This is a genomic window from Muricoccus radiodurans (assembly GCF_050154705.1).
Lineage (GTDB): Bacteria > Pseudomonadota > Alphaproteobacteria > Acetobacterales > Acetobacteraceae > Roseomonas > Roseomonas radiodurans.
Map to the genome: position 1 here is coordinate 4,684,444 of NZ_CP189561.1, position 14,925 is coordinate 4,699,368.

The following is a 14,925-nucleotide window of genomic DNA, read 5'->3' on the forward strand; positions in this document are numbered from 1 at the left end:
GCTACTCGGCCGCGGGCTTCAGGGACTGGGCGGCGCCGACGAAGCGCGCCTCCAGCTCCTTGATGCGGCCGTGGCCCATCATCGCGTTCAGCGCGTCGAAGGAAACCTGAAGGTCCGGGCGGTCGATCACGACACCCTCGTCCAGGGACTGCTTGAACACGGTCATGGCGTTCATCATGCCCTGGATCGCGGCGGAGGTGAGGAGGCGCGGGTAGGAGGCGATCTTGACGCCCATGTCCTCCAGCTGGCGGGCCGAGAGGAGCGGCGTGGTGGGGCGGCGGCGGATGCCGAAGCCCATGTTCACGGCCAGCGGGCGGATCACCTCCTTCGCGACCAGCGCGATGTCCTCGGCGGAGAGGAGCGCGTCGGCGAAGAGAACGTCGGCGCCGGCCTCGGCGTAGAGGTTCAGGCGGCGGATCGCGTCCTTCACGCCGTGGATGGCGGTGGTGTCGGTGCGGGCGCGGATGACGAAGGCGGGGTCGCGGCGCGCCTCGGCGGCGGCGCGGATCTTCTCGACCTGCTCCTCGGCGGTGATGACCTGCTTGCCGGCCATGTGGCCGCAGCGCTTCGGCCAGACCTGGTCCTCGATCATGATGCCGGCGACACCGGCGCGCTCGAAGCCCTGGACGGTGAAGTAGACGTTGACCGCGTTGCCGTAGCCCGTGTCGGCATCGGCGTTGAGTGCGAGGTTGCAGCAGGCGGCGATGGCCGCGGCGGAGCGGACGTTCTCCTCGTAGCCCATCAGGCCGACATCGGGCCAGCCGAGCTTGGACTCGCTCAGCCCCGCGCCGGTGATGCCGGCGGCCTTGAAGCCGAGGCTCTCGACGAGGCGGGCGGAGAAGCCGTCATACACGCCGGGCAGGACGAGGATGCCGGGCTGCGCCAGCAGGTCGCGCATCCGCTGACCGGGCGAGGGCTGATTGGGGGGCATCGGCGTTCCTCCCGGGACGGAACGCCCCGCTCCGGCTATTGTTGACACTTCGGCGGAAGGGTCAAGGAAGAAGCCGGAGGGGGAAAATCTTCCGTCGCTGCGTGGGGAACCCGGGGTAAGTGGGACTATAAGGAAGTGGTACTGTTGACACTTATCCTACCATTAGCAGCTCACTCCCCCTTCCACCCGCTCCGGCAGAGACTCTTGCTCACCCCGCCTCGGTCAGGACGACCCCGTTCTGTGCCGGGCCGCGTCCCTGGCGGAGGGACCAGAGCACCGCCGCCAAGCCCAGGGCCGAGGTGGCCGCGCCCGCCAGGGCCACCGCCGGATAGCCGAGCCCGGCCGCGATCACCGCGCCGCCGAGCGCCGCGCCGAGGGCGTTGCCGAGGTTGAAGGCCCCGATATTGACCGCGGAGGCCAGGTTCGGCGCCTCCGCAGCGGCGGCGATGACGCGTACCTGGAGCGGCGGGACCAGGGCGAAGCTCGCGACGCCCCACAGGAAGACGAGGATCGCGGTCGGCACCGCATGGGTCATCAGGGCCGCGAAGGCGACCAGGATGGCGGAGAGCACCGCGAGGGTGACGATCAGCGTGCGGTCCACGGAGCGGTCGGCGAAGCGGCCGCCCAGCCAGTTCCCGACCGTCAGGCCCACGCCGTAGGTCACCAGCATGGCGGTGACGAAGCCGATGGAAGCGCCCGTCTCCGTCTGCAGGATCGGCGCGATGTAGGTGAACACCGTGAACATGGCGCTGGAGCCAAGCACCGTGAGGCCCAGCGCCGCCAGGACCGGCCGGCGGCCGAGGACGCGCAGCTCCGCCAGCATGTTGCCGCGCGGCGGCGCGGGCAGGGGCGGCAGGGTCAGGCGCAGCGCCGCCATGGTCACCAGCCCAAGGGCCGCGATCCCCCAGAAGGCGGCGCGCCAACCGAGCTCCTCGCTGCCCCAGGCCGCAAGGGGGACACCCACCACGTTGGCGACCGTCAGGCCCATGAACATCGCCGCGACGGCCCCGGCCTGCCGGCCCGGCGGCACGAGGCTTCCCGCCACGATCGCGCCGACGCCGAAGAAGGCGCCGTGGTTAAGCGAGGTGATCACCCGCGCGACGAGCAGCATGCCGTAACCCGTCGAGACCGCCGAGAGCAGGTTGCCGAGGGTGAAGACCGCGGCGAGCCCGATGAGCAGGGTCCGGCGCGGCAGCCGGCCGGTGGTCAGCGTGACCAGCGGCGCGCCGAGCATGACGCCGATCGCGTAGGCGCTGATCAGCAGGCCGGCCGCGGGGATCGAGACGTCCAGGTCCCGTGCGATGACGGGCAGGAAGCCCATGGGCGCGAACTCCGTCACGCCGATGCCGAAGGCGCCCGCCGCGAGGGCGAGGAGAGGAGGGTTAGGTCTCATGGGGAAGGCTCTTGTCAGACCGGCGGGGGAGGCGGGCAGGCCTCGCCGCCGCGGGCCGGGTGTGCGGTTCGGGCGCACAGGTAGACGGGGCGTCCCAGCCGTATTAGGCCAGTCGGTGGCGAAGGATCTGTGAGTTGGACGCAAAGGTTCGGATCGGCGAGGACCGCGCGCGGGCGCTGGAGATCTTCGCGGCCGTGGTCGCCCAGGGCAGCTTCTCCGCGGCCGGGCGGGGGCTCGGCCTCACCCCCTCGGCCGTCAGCCGGGCCGTGGACCGGATCGAGGCGCGGCTGGGAGTCCGGCTGCTGCTGCGGACGACCCGGACGCTCGCTCTCACGGCAGAGGGACAGGCCTATCTCGGCGCGGCGCGGCGCATCCTGGCGGATCTGGACGACGCCGAGCGGGCGATCGCCGACCAGGGCGCCCCGCGCGGGCGGCTCCGGGTCAGCGCGTCCCTGTCGCACGGCCGGCTCTGCGTGGTGCCGCTGCTCGGCGACTTCACGCGGCTCTATCCGCACATCCTGCTGGACCTGAATCTGGACGATGCGCTGGTCGATGTCGCGGGCGGTCAGGCGGATGTGGCCGTCCGCTTCGGGCCGCTGGCCGACAGTGCGCTGACGGCCCGCAAGCTCGGCGAGACGCGCCGCGTGATCGTCGCCTCCCCCGACTACCTGGCGCGGCACGGGACGCCGGAGTTCCCGGAAGACCTGCACGACCACAACTGCCTGAGCTTCAACTTCCGCCGCGCCGAGCCGATCTGGCCGTTCCGCCGGGACGGGCGCGATATCGTCCTGAGCGTCCGGGGAAGCATCGAGGCGAACAACGGCGAGACCCTCGGCCAACTCGCCGCGGCGGGTGTCGGCATCGCGCGCGTGGGGGCGTTCAGCGTGGCGGCGGAGATCGCCTCGGGGCGGCTGGTTCCCATCCTGGAGGCATTCAATCCGGGGGACGTGGAGGCGATCCACGCGGTGTTCGTCGGGGGCTCGAATACCCCGGCCCGGGTCCGCGTGTTCGTGAACTTCCTGGCCGAGCGGCTGCGGTGAGGGCTGGCCGCGTTACGGACTGCCTGACACGAAGCATTCTGGGAAGGGCCTTCCCGGGTTGACCGGCTGGGTCATCGCCCAGCCCCAAGCTGTGTTGGACGGACCGGGGCGTTGCGCGGATCGGAGCAGCCTCGCGCCGGAAGGGGTCATCGGCTCGCCTGCGATCGGGACGCCGGACGTGGTGCCCGACGCCCGGGGCTTAGCCCAGGCAGGGCCCGGACCGTGTCACCGGCAGGGGATGGGGCGCTGCCCTCCAGCACCTGTTCCACGGCGGCGACGAGGCCCGCGGCGTGGCGCGACAGGGCGTGGCTCCCCTCCGCCATCAGCGTGACAGGCAGCAGCACGGTCGGGCGGAAGGGCCGCCAGCCCAGGCCGGACAGGCCGAGCGGGAGGGTGAAGCTGTCCACGAGCGCCACGCCGACGCCTTGCTGGACATAGCAGGCTGCCACGAGGCTCATGGTCACCTGCAGCCCGATCACGCGTCGCACCCCGGAGCTGTCGAAGGCCTGGTCCAGCAGGCGGCCGAAATGCGTCTCCCCGCCGAAGGAGATTAGGGGATGGGGCGCGAGGTCCGGCGGCGTGACCACGTCGCGTTCCAGCAGGGGATGGCCGGTGGGCGCGATCAGGACCATCTCCGCCGCGCCCAGGGTGCGGACGGACAGGCCGGGAAGCTGCACGGGCGAGAGGGCGAGTCCGAAATCCGCCTCCCCGGCCGCGACCGCCTCCGCCACGCTGCGGGCGGAGAGAAGCTGGGAGGCGATGCGGACCGCCGGATTCGTCTTCTGGAAAAGGGTGACGGCCCGCGGCAGCAGGGCCGTGGCGCAGGCCGAGGAGGCGACCGCGCGGACCAGCCCGGCACCGCCCGTCCGCACCTCCCCGGTCAGGCGCTGGAAGGCGGAGAACTCGCTCATGATCCGGTCCGCGTCCGGAAGCAGCCGCTCGGCCTCCGGCGTGGGATAGAGCCGCCCCCGGATCGTGCGGAACAGCCGGAAGCCGAGCGAGCGCTCCATCGCCCGCACCGCCTTGCTGACGGCGGGCTGGGTGACGCGAAGAAAGGCGGCCGCCCCGGTGATCGTGCCGCTGCGCATGACCGCGTGGAAGATCTCGAGCTGGCGGGCGTTCATCCCGGGCCTCCCCGCACATAACCCCAGGTTATGCCCTTCCTCCACCTCTTCTGTCGACCGGCGGCAGGGCCCGCCCATACTTCGATCCGCAACACGGCAGGAATCTGGACCGGATGGGTCACCGCGTCGGCGTCGATATCGGCGGCACCTTCATCGACTTCTGCCTCTGGGACGAGGAAGGCGAGGAGCTGCACAGCCTGAAGGTCCTCACCACCCCCCAGACGCCCGGCGCGGAGCTGCTGCGCGGTCTGGACCTGCTGCAGGAGCGGCACGGCATCCGGCCGGCGGACATCACCAGCTTCGTCCACGGCACCACGGTCGGCATCAACACGGTGATCCAGCGCAAAGGTGCGGACCTCGCCCTGCTGACGACCGAGCACTTCGAGGACGTGATTGAGCTGGCCCGGCTGCGGATGCCGGAGGCCTACAGCCTGTTCTCCCGCCGTGGCGCGCCGCTGGTGCCGCGGGACCGGATCTTCGGGGTCGGCGGCCGCATCCTGGCGGACGGGTCCGAGGAGGCGCCGCTGGACGAGGCCTCCGTCCGCGCGGCCGTGGAGCGGGCGCGGGCCAAGGGCGTGGCAGGGATCGTCGTCGCGCTGCTGAATGCCTATCGCAACCCCGCGCATGAGGAGCGGGCGGCGGCGATCGTGCGGCAGGCCGCGCCGGAGCTCTTCGTTTTCCGCTCCAGCGAGGTATGGCCGGTGATCCGCGAGTATGAGCGGACCACCACGGCGCTGATCAACGGCTATGTACACCCGAAGATTCGGGACTACCTGGACCGGCTGATCGAGGGACTGCAAGGCCGCGGCGTGACGGCGGCGCCGCTGATCACGAAGTCCAATGGCGGCGTCATGTCGGCGGAGCTGGGCAAGCGGGCCTGCGTCAGCATGGTGCTGTCCGGCACGGCGTCCGGCGTCATGGGCGCGGCCTGGGTGGCGCGGGAGGCGGGGGAGCCGAACGTCATCACCCTCGACATCGGCGGCACCAGCGCGGACGTCGCGCTGATCATGGACGGGCAGCCGCAATTCGGCGCCGGCGAGAAGATCGGCGACCTGCCTCTTTACATTCCCAGCGTGGCCGTGTCCTCGATCGGCGATGGCGGCGGCTCCATCGCGTGGGTGGACGGGTTCGGCGTGCTGAAGGTGGGGCCGGAAAGTGCCGGGTCCTCCCCCGGGCCGGCCTGCTACGGGCGCGGCGGCACGCAGCCCACCATCACCGATGCCTTCGCCGTCTGCGGCTTCCTTGGCCAGCACGACTTGGCCTATGGCGCTTTCCGCCCGGACGTGGGGCTGGCGCGCGCCGCCATCGGCGGGTTGGCGGAGAAGCTGGGCATAACCCCGGAGCGGACGGCGGAGGCGATCATCCGCATCGCCATCTCCGGCATGTTCGCCGAGGTGAACAAGCTCGTCGCCCGCTACGGCGTGGATCCCCGCGACTTCGCGCTGCTGACCTTCGGTGGCGCGGGGCCGATGCTCGGTTGCTTCCTGGCGCGGGAACTCGGCATGCGCCGCGTGCTCGTGCCCGCGCGCCCCGGCGTGGTCAGCGCGCTGGGGGGGCTGGTCGCGGATGTGAAGAACGACTTCATCCGGACGCTCTTCATCACCGCGGACGCGTCCGATGCGGCGAAGCTGCGGGCGGAGGCGGAATCGCTGCTGTCCCAGGGCACGACCTGGCTGCGGGAAGAGCAGGGCTTCGAGGGGACGGCCACCCCGTCCTGGCTGGCCGACATGCACTATCGCGGCCAGTCCTTCGAGATCGAGGTGCCGCTGGACCACGCCGCGGTGATGGCCGGCGACATGGGCGCGCTGGCCGAGGCTTTCCACCGGGCGCATGAGGGCATCTACGACTTCTGCGACCGGGACTCCGCGGTGCAGATCATGAATCTGCGCCTCGTCATGTCCGGAGCCTCGCCGAAGCCGTCCCTGCGGCCCCTGCCGGAGGCGGCCGGGGAACCGCCGCCGGACCGGACGTTGCGCGTCTTCTTCGACGATGGCTGGCACGAGGTGCCGCTCTACGGCCGCGCCGCGCTCCGCGCCGGGCACCGCTTTGCCGGGCCCTGCGTGGTGGCGCAGGACGACAGCACCGCCTGCATCCCGCCGGGATTCACGGCGCGGGTGGACGGCATGGGCAACATCATCCTGGAGGCCGTGGCATGAGCCTCGACAAGATCACGCTCGAGATCCTGGCCAACCACACCCGCGCCGCCGCGGAGAACATGGCCTACACGCTCTACCGTACGGCGCACTCCACCTTCGTGAAGGAGACGGAGGACTTCACCATCCAGATCCTGGACGCGCAGGGGAAGACCTGTGCCGTGCCGATGGACCTGGGTGCCACCTGGTATCCCGGCCTGGATTACGGCCAGGCCATCCCGATGATCCCGGACTACGAGCCGGGCGACATCGGCATGACCAATGATCCCTATTCCGGCTATCTCGCGACCCACACGCCGGACCTCGTCATCTGGAAGCCGATTTTCCATGAGGGACGGATTCTCTGCTTCGCCTCCGGCCACATCCACAACACCGACATGGGCGGCGCTGTGCCGGCCAGCCTGTCCCGGGCGCTGACGGAGATTCATCAGGAAGGCATCCGTTTCAAGCCGTCCAAACTCTACCGCCGCGGCGTCCTGAACCAGGAGCTGGTGGACGTCATGATGACCAACGTCCGCAAGCCCGAGCTGAACCTGGGCGACCTGAAGGCCTTCGTCGGCGCCATGAACACCGGCGAGCGCAAGATCCGCGAGATGATCGCGAAGTTCGGCGCCGACACGCTGCGCCAGGGGCTGGCGGACCTGCAGGACTATGCCGAGCACCAGGCGCGCGAGATCCTGCGCTCGATCCCAGATGGCGAGTACTTTTTCTCCGACTATGCCGATGAGGATGGGCCGGACGGCTATCCCGCACGGCTGGCGGTGACGCTGAAGATCCGCGGCGATTCCGCCATCCTGGACTTCACGGGCAGCGACCCGCAGCTCACCTCCTCGCTCAACGTGCCGACGGGGGGCAACCCGCATCACACGCTGATGCTGGTGGGCGTGTACTACGTGCTCTTCTCCCAGAACCCGAGCTTGCTGCTGAATTATGGCCTGACCCGTCCCTTCCACTGCATCCTGCCGGAAGGGACGATGGTGAACCCGCAATTCCCGGCGGCGGTCGGGATGCGGAGCCTGTCCTGCGCGCGGCTGCGCAGCCTGCTCTTCGGCGCCTTCGGGCTGGCCATGCCGGAGCGGATGCCGGCGGCGCCGGCCGGATCCTCGTCCATCGTGAACGTCATGACGTATGACGACCGCACCGGCGAATCCGTGATCGCGGCGGTGAATCCGGTGGTGGGCGGCGCCGGCGGCATGCCGCACGGGGATGGCACGGATGGTTCCGGTGCCGATGCCGCCTACCTCAAGAACACGCCGATCGAGATCACCGAGGCGGAGGTGCCGATCCGCTTCCGCCGCTACGGCCTCGCCTCCGGCACGGGCGGCGCGGGGCGCTGGCGCGGCGGGCTGGCAACGCAGATGGAGTTCCAGGTCTTCACCCCGAACACGCGCATCACCGCGCGCAATCGGGATCGCTGCCGCTTCCAGGCCTGGGGCATCCTCGGCGGCCGGGCGGGCCAGCCCTCCACCATGTCGATCAACCCCGGGCGGCCGGACATGCGGCGGCTGGACAACATCGACACCTTCTCCGCCAATCCCGGCGACATCATCCGCATCGTCTCCCCTGGCGGCGGCGGCCGCGGCGACCCGCTGGAGCGCGAGCCCGAGCGCGTGCTGCGCGACGTCATCTGCGGCTATGTCTCGCCGGAGGACGCCGACACGGATTACGGTGTCGTCCTCCGAGGCGAGGTCGTGGATTTCCCGGCCACTGAGGCGCTTCGCGCCTCCCGCCGCAGCAACGCGCCGAAGCCGCATTTCCACTTCGGCGCCGCGCGGGAAGCCTTCGAGCGCGTCTGGACGCCCGCGGCCTACGCCGCCATGACCGAGATCCTCGCGGGCCTGCCGGTCCACTGGCGCTACTTCGTCAAGCGTCGCCTGATGCAGGCCGTGACGCAGGAGGGCAGCGGCCATGCCGAGGTCTGGGCCGCCTGGGAGGACCTTCTGGCCGAGCTTCCCTATATGCGCCCGCGTCAGGCGGCGGAGTAGCGGAGATGGCGCGGCGGGACATCCTCTCCCCTGACTTCCGCACCGCCCCCTGGTGGTGGGAGGGCTTCACCCCGCCGGAGGACCCGCCCGCCGAACTGCCGCGCGCCGTCGACGTGCTCATCGTCGGCGGCGGCTATGCGGGCGTCCACTGCGCCCTGACCCTGGCCGAGGCGGGCCGCCGCCCGCTGGTGCTGGACGCGGAGCGCCTGGGCTGGGGCGCCAGCACCCGCAGCGGCGGCCAGGTCACCGGCGGCGTGAATGTCGGCAAGATCCCCGGCGGCGGCAACGCGATGGAGGGCGCCGCCACGCGCCGCCAGACCATCCTGCGCGATTCCGCCGCCGGCATGCGCCACCTGCTCGACCTGATCGAGCGGCACCAGATCCAGTGCGGCTGGCACGCCACCGGCCGCCTGACCGCGCTCTGGACCGACGCGCATTGGGAGAGCTGGGAGAAGAAGCTCGACGACCTCAACCGCTTCACGGATGCGGACGCGCGCATGATCCCGCCGGAGCGGATGCGGGAGGAGGTCGGCAGCGACGCCTATGCGGGCGGCGTCCTCATCGGCCGCGCTGGGCACCTGCATCCCGCACGCCTTTATGGCGGGCTGCTGGACGCGGCCCGCCGCGCCGGCGTCCGCGCGCATGGCGGGACGCGCGTCACCGGCATTGCCCGTGTCCCCGGCGGCTGGCGCGTGGAGACCAGTCGCGGCCCGGTGCAGGCGGATACCGTGGTGCTCGCGACCAATGGCTATACCGGCCGCCTGGTCGGCGACTTCCACCGGCAGGTGATCCCCGTCACCACCCATATGATCGCGACGGAGGAACTGCCGGAGGACCTGGCGCAGCGGATCATGCCACAGGACCGCGCGGTGTCCGAGACGCGTCGGGTGGTGAACCATTACCGCCTCTCGCCCGATGGCCGGCGCCTTCTCTTCGGCGGCCGCGCCCGCTTCTTCCCGGCGAAGGAGGAGGTGACGGCCGCCATCCTGCACCGTCAGATGGTTCGCCGCTTCCCGGAGCTCGCCGGTATCCGCGTCACGCATAGCTGGGGCGGCCGCGTGGCCGTGCCCTTCGACTACATGCCCCATATCGGGGAGCATGAGGGAATCCACTACGCGATGGGCTGCAATGGCAGCGGCGTGGTGATGATGAACTGGCTGGGGCACAGCCTCGCGCGCAAGATCCTCAGCGGCGGCAAGGAGCCGATCAACGCCTTCGATGCCGGGCCCATGCCCACGCACCCGCTCTATCACGGAACGCCCTGGTTCTTGCCCGTCGTCGGGACCTACTATCAAATCCGCGACCGGCTCGATCACCGCCCTGCCGCCCCGGCGCGAACGGGCCAAGAAGACACGCCTGCCATCGGTTCATCCTCGTCGGAACGGAAAGCAGACCATCATGCGTGATCCCCTCGCGCTCCGCCGCCGCAGCCTGCTGGCGGCGCCGCTCGCCGGCCTCGCCGCGCCGGCTTTGGCGCAGAGTTCCTGGCCCAATCGCCCGATCCGCTTCGTCGTCCCGCTTGGCCCCGGCGGGGCGACGGACATCGTCATGCGGATCTTGGCCCCGAAGCTGTCGGATCTTCTTGGCGTCTCCTGCGTGGTGGAGAACCGTGTCGGCGCGGGCGGCGTGGTGGGCACGGACAACGTCGCGAAGTCTCCGCCGGACGGCTATTCCTTCGTCCACGCCGCCGTCTCCTCCGTCGTCATCGCGCAGACGCTGTTCGAGCGCCTGCCCTACGATCCCGAGCGCGACCTGACCGCCATCTCCCCCACCGTCTTCGTGCCGCTCACCCTGTCCGTCACGCGGAAGAACTTCGGCGTGACGAGCCTGCAGGAGCTGATCGCGGAGATGCGCGCCCGCCCCGGCCAGCTCTCCTTCGCGAGCAACGGCACGGGCGCGACGAGCCATCTGGCCGGCGCCAACCTGCTGCGCCTGACGGGCTGCCGGGCGGAGCACGTGCCCTATCGCAGCGGGGCGGAGGCGTTGCAGGCGCTGGTGAACGGCGACGTGCAGTTCGCCTTCGACATCGCGACGCTGCACGGCCCGCAGGCGGCGGCGGGGAACATCCGGATCATCATGGCCTCCCCCAACCGGCAGCCGCTGGTGCCCGACGTGCCCGACAACACGGAGGCTGGGCTGCCCGAGCTGAAGGCCTATTCCTGGTTCGGCATCTGGGGGCCGGCCGGCCTGCCGCAGCCGATCGTGGATCGGCTTTCCTCCGCGATGGCCACGGCCCTGGCCGATCCCGCCGTCAAGGAACGGCTGGACGGGAACGGCATGCCGCCGATGCTCAACTACACCCCGGCCCGCTTCAACGCCTTCATCGCGGAGGAGCGGGTCTTCTGGCCGCCGATCGTCCGCGCGTCCGGCGCGCGGGTGAATTAGCCGCCCTCGCCTCGGGCGTACCGTTGTCCTGACGTCGTGGTGTGGTGACTCCGGGGAGAGGGAGAACGCATTCTCCCGCTCCCCGAACCCCGCCGAACGCCGTGCGTTCGGCCCGTTTCTCCTTCTATCAAGCTGCCGCGGAATTCAGACACGGGAGAGCCCGACCACGGCTTCCGCGGCAGCCTGATAAGAATAGATGAGAGGGGGTCTGGGGGAGAGAATACCTTCTCTCCCCCGGAGGTGCCCGAGGAACGTTCAGGCCGGTCCCGCGATCGCCAGATTGCTCAGGGTGGACGTCAGCTCCGATACACGTTCCAGCCGCCCGAAGTGGGAGAGTCGCTCCAGCGCCGCATCCACCGCGGCGGGCGTCAGCGCGGGGGACGCGCAGTCGCGGAACTTTGCCTCCAGATCGGCCTCGCTCAGCGGCGCGTCCGGATGGCCGCGCGGGGTCAGCACTGCCACCCGCTTCCGGGTGCCGTCGGCGAGCGTCACATCGAGGGTGCCGCGCTCGAAGCTCTCGGTCACCGGACGGTCCGCCGTCAGCTCCGGGTCCACCGTCATCGTCACGCGCTCCATGATCGGGCGCAGGGTTGGGCGCGCGATGGCCTCTGGCGTGAAGCTGGAGACGGTGAGCGTGCCGTCCGCCAGCGTTGCGGCGAGGCAGTAGGGAAGGCTGAACCGCGCCTCGTTCGGGGTGTGGGGGATGCGGTAGCGCAGGTTGGCCGCCGCCACCTCGGACACGGCGGCCTCGATCCTGGTCACCGCATCCGGCCGCAGGCCGAGGGATCGCAGCGCGTCCACCGGGCGGTGGGTGGAGGCGCAGCAGGGGTAGGCCTTCGCCCAGGCACCGTACTGCTCCATGGCCGGCGGGTCGCCGATCCGCTGGACGGCGCGGGCCAGGCCCGGGGCGGTGTCGCCGGCCATCAGCTCGATGTAGCCCCAGCGCCCCTCGAAGGGATCGTCGACGGCGGTAACCCCGGAGGCGGCGAGCTGCGCCGCGACGAGCCCGTTCTTCGCGGCCAGCCCGGCGTGCAACGGCTTGGCCATGGTGCCGAACTGGCGCTTGGAGCCGCCGGCCATGCTGGTGGCGAGGGAGATGGCCATGGCCATGCGCCCGGCGTCCAGCCGCAGCATCCGCGCGCAGGCCGCCGCCACGCCCATGCTGCCGAGGGAGAGCGTGGTGTGCCAGCCGCGCTGGTAGTGGACGAGGTTCATCGCCTCGCCCAGCCGCGCCAGCACCTCGAAGCCGACGAGGAAGGCGTCGAGTGCCTCCGCGCCGGAGGCATTCTCGGCTTCCGCCAGGGCCAGCACGGCGGGGACGAGGGCCGCGCTCGGGTGCGACATGGCAGGGTCCAGCACGTCGTCATAGTCCAGGGCGTGGGCGGCGGTGCCGTTCACCAGCGCGGCCCAGGGCGCCGCCTGCGGACGTCCGCCCATCACGTGGCAGGGCCCGTCACCCCAGCCCCGCACGGCGTGCCGGGTGTTCGTGGTGCAGGCTTCATCCTGTCCGGCCAGCATCACGGCGATCGTGTCCACGATGGCGCGGCGGGCGCCTTCGAGGCTGGCGGCCGACCATCCGCGCGGGACCTCCGCGCACCATGCGGCGAGGCGGGCAGCGGCCTGATCGCCCGTGTTGGACCATTCCGACACCCGAGCCACCGTCACCTTCCTCCCGCGCTGCATCCTGCCGCGACATGTCCGAAGACCCGGCCGCTTGCTGCGGTGCCGAGAGGTTCCGTCTCGTCGCGTATCCGCCTGCGGTGGCGGCAGCCTAGGCCGCTCTCGAGGGCCAGGGAAGGTGAGGGACCATGCCAGGCGGCGCCAGAGTCATCTGCGGTCCGGCTCCCGAGGTCCTGCCGCGCTGCGCAGTCACCGATGCATGGGCCCGTGCCTCGACCTCGGTGGGCGGCCTTCCTGGTCCTGCCCTGCCGGGCGGGCTCGGTCTCGGGAATGGAGACCACGGCTCCAGGGGCCGCCGACCCGAGATCGCATCCGGTAGGTGCCGCGACGGCGCATCATCAACAGCGGGAGCGGGTGGGCGCGCCTGATCCAGCGTTGCGCAAGCCGTTTGACGGGCCGGATGCGCATGTCCTGTGGATTCAGCGGGCGGCCCGCTGAGGGCTGATGCGGGCGCGCACTTGCCGGGGCCCGCGACCGGATCGAGGCGGCAGCTCGGCGCGAAGAGGAAGCCCCTCCATCATGCGGTTCCGTGGCTGCAGCGTTGCCCTCCTCACGGGTTGATCCATCCCCTCCAGGGGGATAGGAAAACTCATCTGTCGTCTTGAGAGATGAGACATGTCCGAGGCCCGACCTCACGTTCATCAGACCCACCCGGACATCATCAAGAGGCTGCGGCGGGCCGAGGGGCACCTGCGCAGCATTGTCGGCATGATCGAGGACGGCCGTTCCTGCCTCGACCTCGCCCAGCAGCTCCACGCGGTCGAGAAAGCGATCACCCAGGCCAAGAGGACCTTGATCCAGGATCACCTCGATCACTGCCTGGAGCACGTGGTGGGCGCGCTCCCACGCGGGCAGCGGGCCCCGATCGACGAATTCAAGGCCATCACCAAGTATCTCTAGAGAATCATCGCCATGCCGTCCTTCGCCGACATGATCCAGCAGGGCACCGGGTATGCCTGGCTGTTCATCCCGTCCGCCATCCTCCTGGGCATCCTGCATGGGCTGGAGCCGGGCCATTCCAAGACCATGATGGCGGCCTTCATCGTCGCCGTGCGCGGCACCGTGAAGCAGGCCGTCCTGCTCGGCCTGGCGGCGACCATCTCCCACACCGCGGTTGTCTGGATCATCGGCCTGGGCGGCATGTATCTCTGGCGCGGCCTCGACCCGGAGGCGAGCGAGCCCTGGTTCCAGCTCGCCTCCGCCGTCCTGATCATCGCCCTGGCGCTCTGGATGCTCTGGCGGACATGGCGGGACCAGCAGGCGATGAGTCCGGCCGCGGGCGGCCATTCGCACGGCCATGACCACCATCATGGGCACGTGCATCACGGACACTCCCACAGCCACGATGAGCACCCCGCCCGCGACCACGCCGCCCATGGGGCGCAGCGCCGCATCGATACGGGCCACGGGGTCGTTGCGCTTGAGATCTTCGAGGACGGGGTGCCTCCGCGCTGGCGGCTACGGACCGAGAGCGGTCATGGCTGGGTGCCGCAGGACGTCACGGTGCAGACCCTGAGGTCGGACGGAAGCCGCGGCGACTTCGCCTTCGTCCAGCGCGAGGGATATCTGGAGAGCATTGCTGAGATCCCTGAACCCCATGAGTTCACGGCGCGACTGGTCCTGTCCCACGGGAACCACTCGCACGACTATGACGTGCGGTTCACGGAGCACGATCACGCCGCGGGCGGTGCCGGCGAGGCGGGTCCGCATGGGCGTGCCGAGCTGCAGGGACCGCAGATCGGTTCCGACGGATATCAGGACGCGCATGAGCGGGCCCATGCCCGCGATATCCAGCAACGGTTCGACGGTCGCCCGGTGACCACCTGGCAGATCATCCTGTTCGGCCTGACCGGCGGCCTGATTCCCTGCCCGGCGGCGATCACGGTGCTGCTGATCTGCCTTCAGCTGAAGGAGATCTCGCTGGCCGTGGTGATGGTTCTCTGCTTCGGCATCGGGCTGGCCATCACCATGGTGGCGATCGGCGCGGCGGCGGCCCTGGGCATGTGCCAGGTCTCCCGGCGATGGGCGGGCTTCGACAGCTTCATCCGCAAGGCGCCCTATGCCTCCGGGTTTCTCATCATTCTCGTGGGACTCTATGTGGGGGTTCATGCGCTGGCACGGCTGATGGCCTGATCGGTTGAGCCGCAACGATCTCAGCATGACGGGGCGACCGGGGCAGGGGTTTCTGGCTGTGGAACGCTCAATCCGGTTCTTTGTGGGAATCCTGCTCACCG

11 protein-coding genes are annotated in these 14,925 nt (G+C 70.4%); 7 read left to right on the plus strand and 4 right to left on the minus strand.

Annotated features, from left to right (window positions below; translation table 11 throughout):
* Position 1: 1 nt before the first annotated feature.
* Together ACP6CK_RS21975 and ACP6CK_RS21980 are read right to left on the minus strand one after the other, a co-directional pair.
* Positions 2 to 931: an isocitrate lyase/PEP mutase family protein gene (locus ACP6CK_RS21975; protein ID WP_426955449.1), complete on the minus strand. Its 930-nt coding sequence runs from the start codon at positions 929 to 931 to the stop codon at positions 2 to 4.
* 208 nt (positions 932 to 1,139) lie between these two features.
* Positions 1,140 to 2,324, minus strand: a complete 1,185-nt coding sequence (locus tag ACP6CK_RS21980) for an MFS transporter (protein WP_426955450.1) — start codon at positions 2,322 to 2,324, stop codon at positions 1,140 to 1,142.
* Between the two features lie 134 nt (positions 2,325 to 2,458).
* On the opposite strand from ACP6CK_RS21980, the gene ACP6CK_RS21985 reads away from it, so the two are divergent.
* Positions 2,459 to 3,364 carry a LysR family transcriptional regulator gene (locus ACP6CK_RS21985; protein ID WP_426955451.1) on the plus strand — a complete coding sequence of 302 codons (906 nt, stop codon included), beginning with the start codon at positions 2,459 to 2,461 and terminating at the stop codon, positions 3,362 to 3,364.
* 146 nt (positions 3,365 to 3,510) lie between these two features.
* Here the strand turns inward: ACP6CK_RS21985 and ACP6CK_RS21990 are convergent, their stop codons facing one another.
* The gene (locus tag ACP6CK_RS21990) at positions 3,511 to 4,488 is read right to left on the minus strand and encodes a LysR substrate-binding domain-containing protein (RefSeq protein ID WP_426955452.1); all 978 of its coding nucleotides are present in this window, start codon (positions 4,486 to 4,488) and stop codon (positions 3,511 to 3,513) included.
* 113 nt (positions 4,489 to 4,601) lie between these two features.
* Between ACP6CK_RS21990 and ACP6CK_RS21995 the strand changes: the two genes are divergently transcribed.
* Genes ACP6CK_RS21995 through ACP6CK_RS22010 form a run of 4 tightly spaced genes read left to right on the plus strand, consistent with a single transcriptional unit; the run spans position 4,602 to position 11,011 of the window.
* Positions 4,602 to 6,644, plus strand: a complete 2,043-nt coding sequence (locus ACP6CK_RS21995) for a hydantoinase/oxoprolinase family protein (protein ID WP_426955453.1) — start codon at positions 4,602 to 4,604, stop codon at positions 6,642 to 6,644.
* Entirely contained in the window at positions 6,641 to 8,626 is a 1,986-nt protein-coding gene (locus ACP6CK_RS22000; protein WP_426955454.1) for a hydantoinase B/oxoprolinase family protein, read from the plus strand. The genes ACP6CK_RS21995 and ACP6CK_RS22000 overlap by 4 nt, the downstream gene beginning before the upstream one ends.
* Before the next feature lie 5 nt (positions 8,627 to 8,631).
* On the plus strand, positions 8,632 to 10,032 hold the full coding sequence (locus ACP6CK_RS22005) for an NAD(P)/FAD-dependent oxidoreductase (RefSeq protein ID WP_426955455.1): 1,401 nt from the start codon (positions 8,632 to 8,634) through the stop codon (positions 10,030 to 10,032).
* Positions 10,025 to 11,011 (plus strand): Bug family tripartite tricarboxylate transporter substrate binding protein, encoded by a 987-nt coding sequence (locus ACP6CK_RS22010; RefSeq protein WP_426955456.1) that lies wholly within the window; start codon positions 10,025 to 10,027, stop codon positions 11,009 to 11,011. The genes ACP6CK_RS22005 and ACP6CK_RS22010 overlap by 8 nt, the downstream gene beginning before the upstream one ends.
* Before the next feature lie 255 nt (positions 11,012 to 11,266).
* Here the strand turns inward: ACP6CK_RS22010 and ACP6CK_RS22015 are convergent, their stop codons facing one another.
* The gene (locus ACP6CK_RS22015; protein ID WP_426955457.1) at positions 11,267 to 12,670 is read right to left on the minus strand and encodes an MmgE/PrpD family protein; all 1,404 of its coding nucleotides are present in this window, start codon (positions 12,668 to 12,670) and stop codon (positions 11,267 to 11,269) included.
* 636 nt (positions 12,671 to 13,306) lie between these two features.
* Between ACP6CK_RS22015 and ACP6CK_RS22020 the strand changes: the two genes are divergently transcribed.
* Both ACP6CK_RS22020 and ACP6CK_RS22025 read left to right on the plus strand, forming a co-directional pair.
* Entirely contained in the window at positions 13,307 to 13,591 is a 285-nt protein-coding gene (locus tag ACP6CK_RS22020) for a metal-sensing transcriptional repressor (RefSeq protein WP_426955458.1), read from the plus strand.
* Between the two features lie 12 nt (positions 13,592 to 13,603).
* A complete protein-coding gene (locus tag ACP6CK_RS22025) occupies positions 13,604 to 14,824 on the plus strand; it encodes a nickel/cobalt efflux transporter (protein WP_426955459.1) in 1,221 nt (406 codons plus the stop codon).
* Positions 14,825 to 14,925 lie beyond the last annotated feature (101 nt).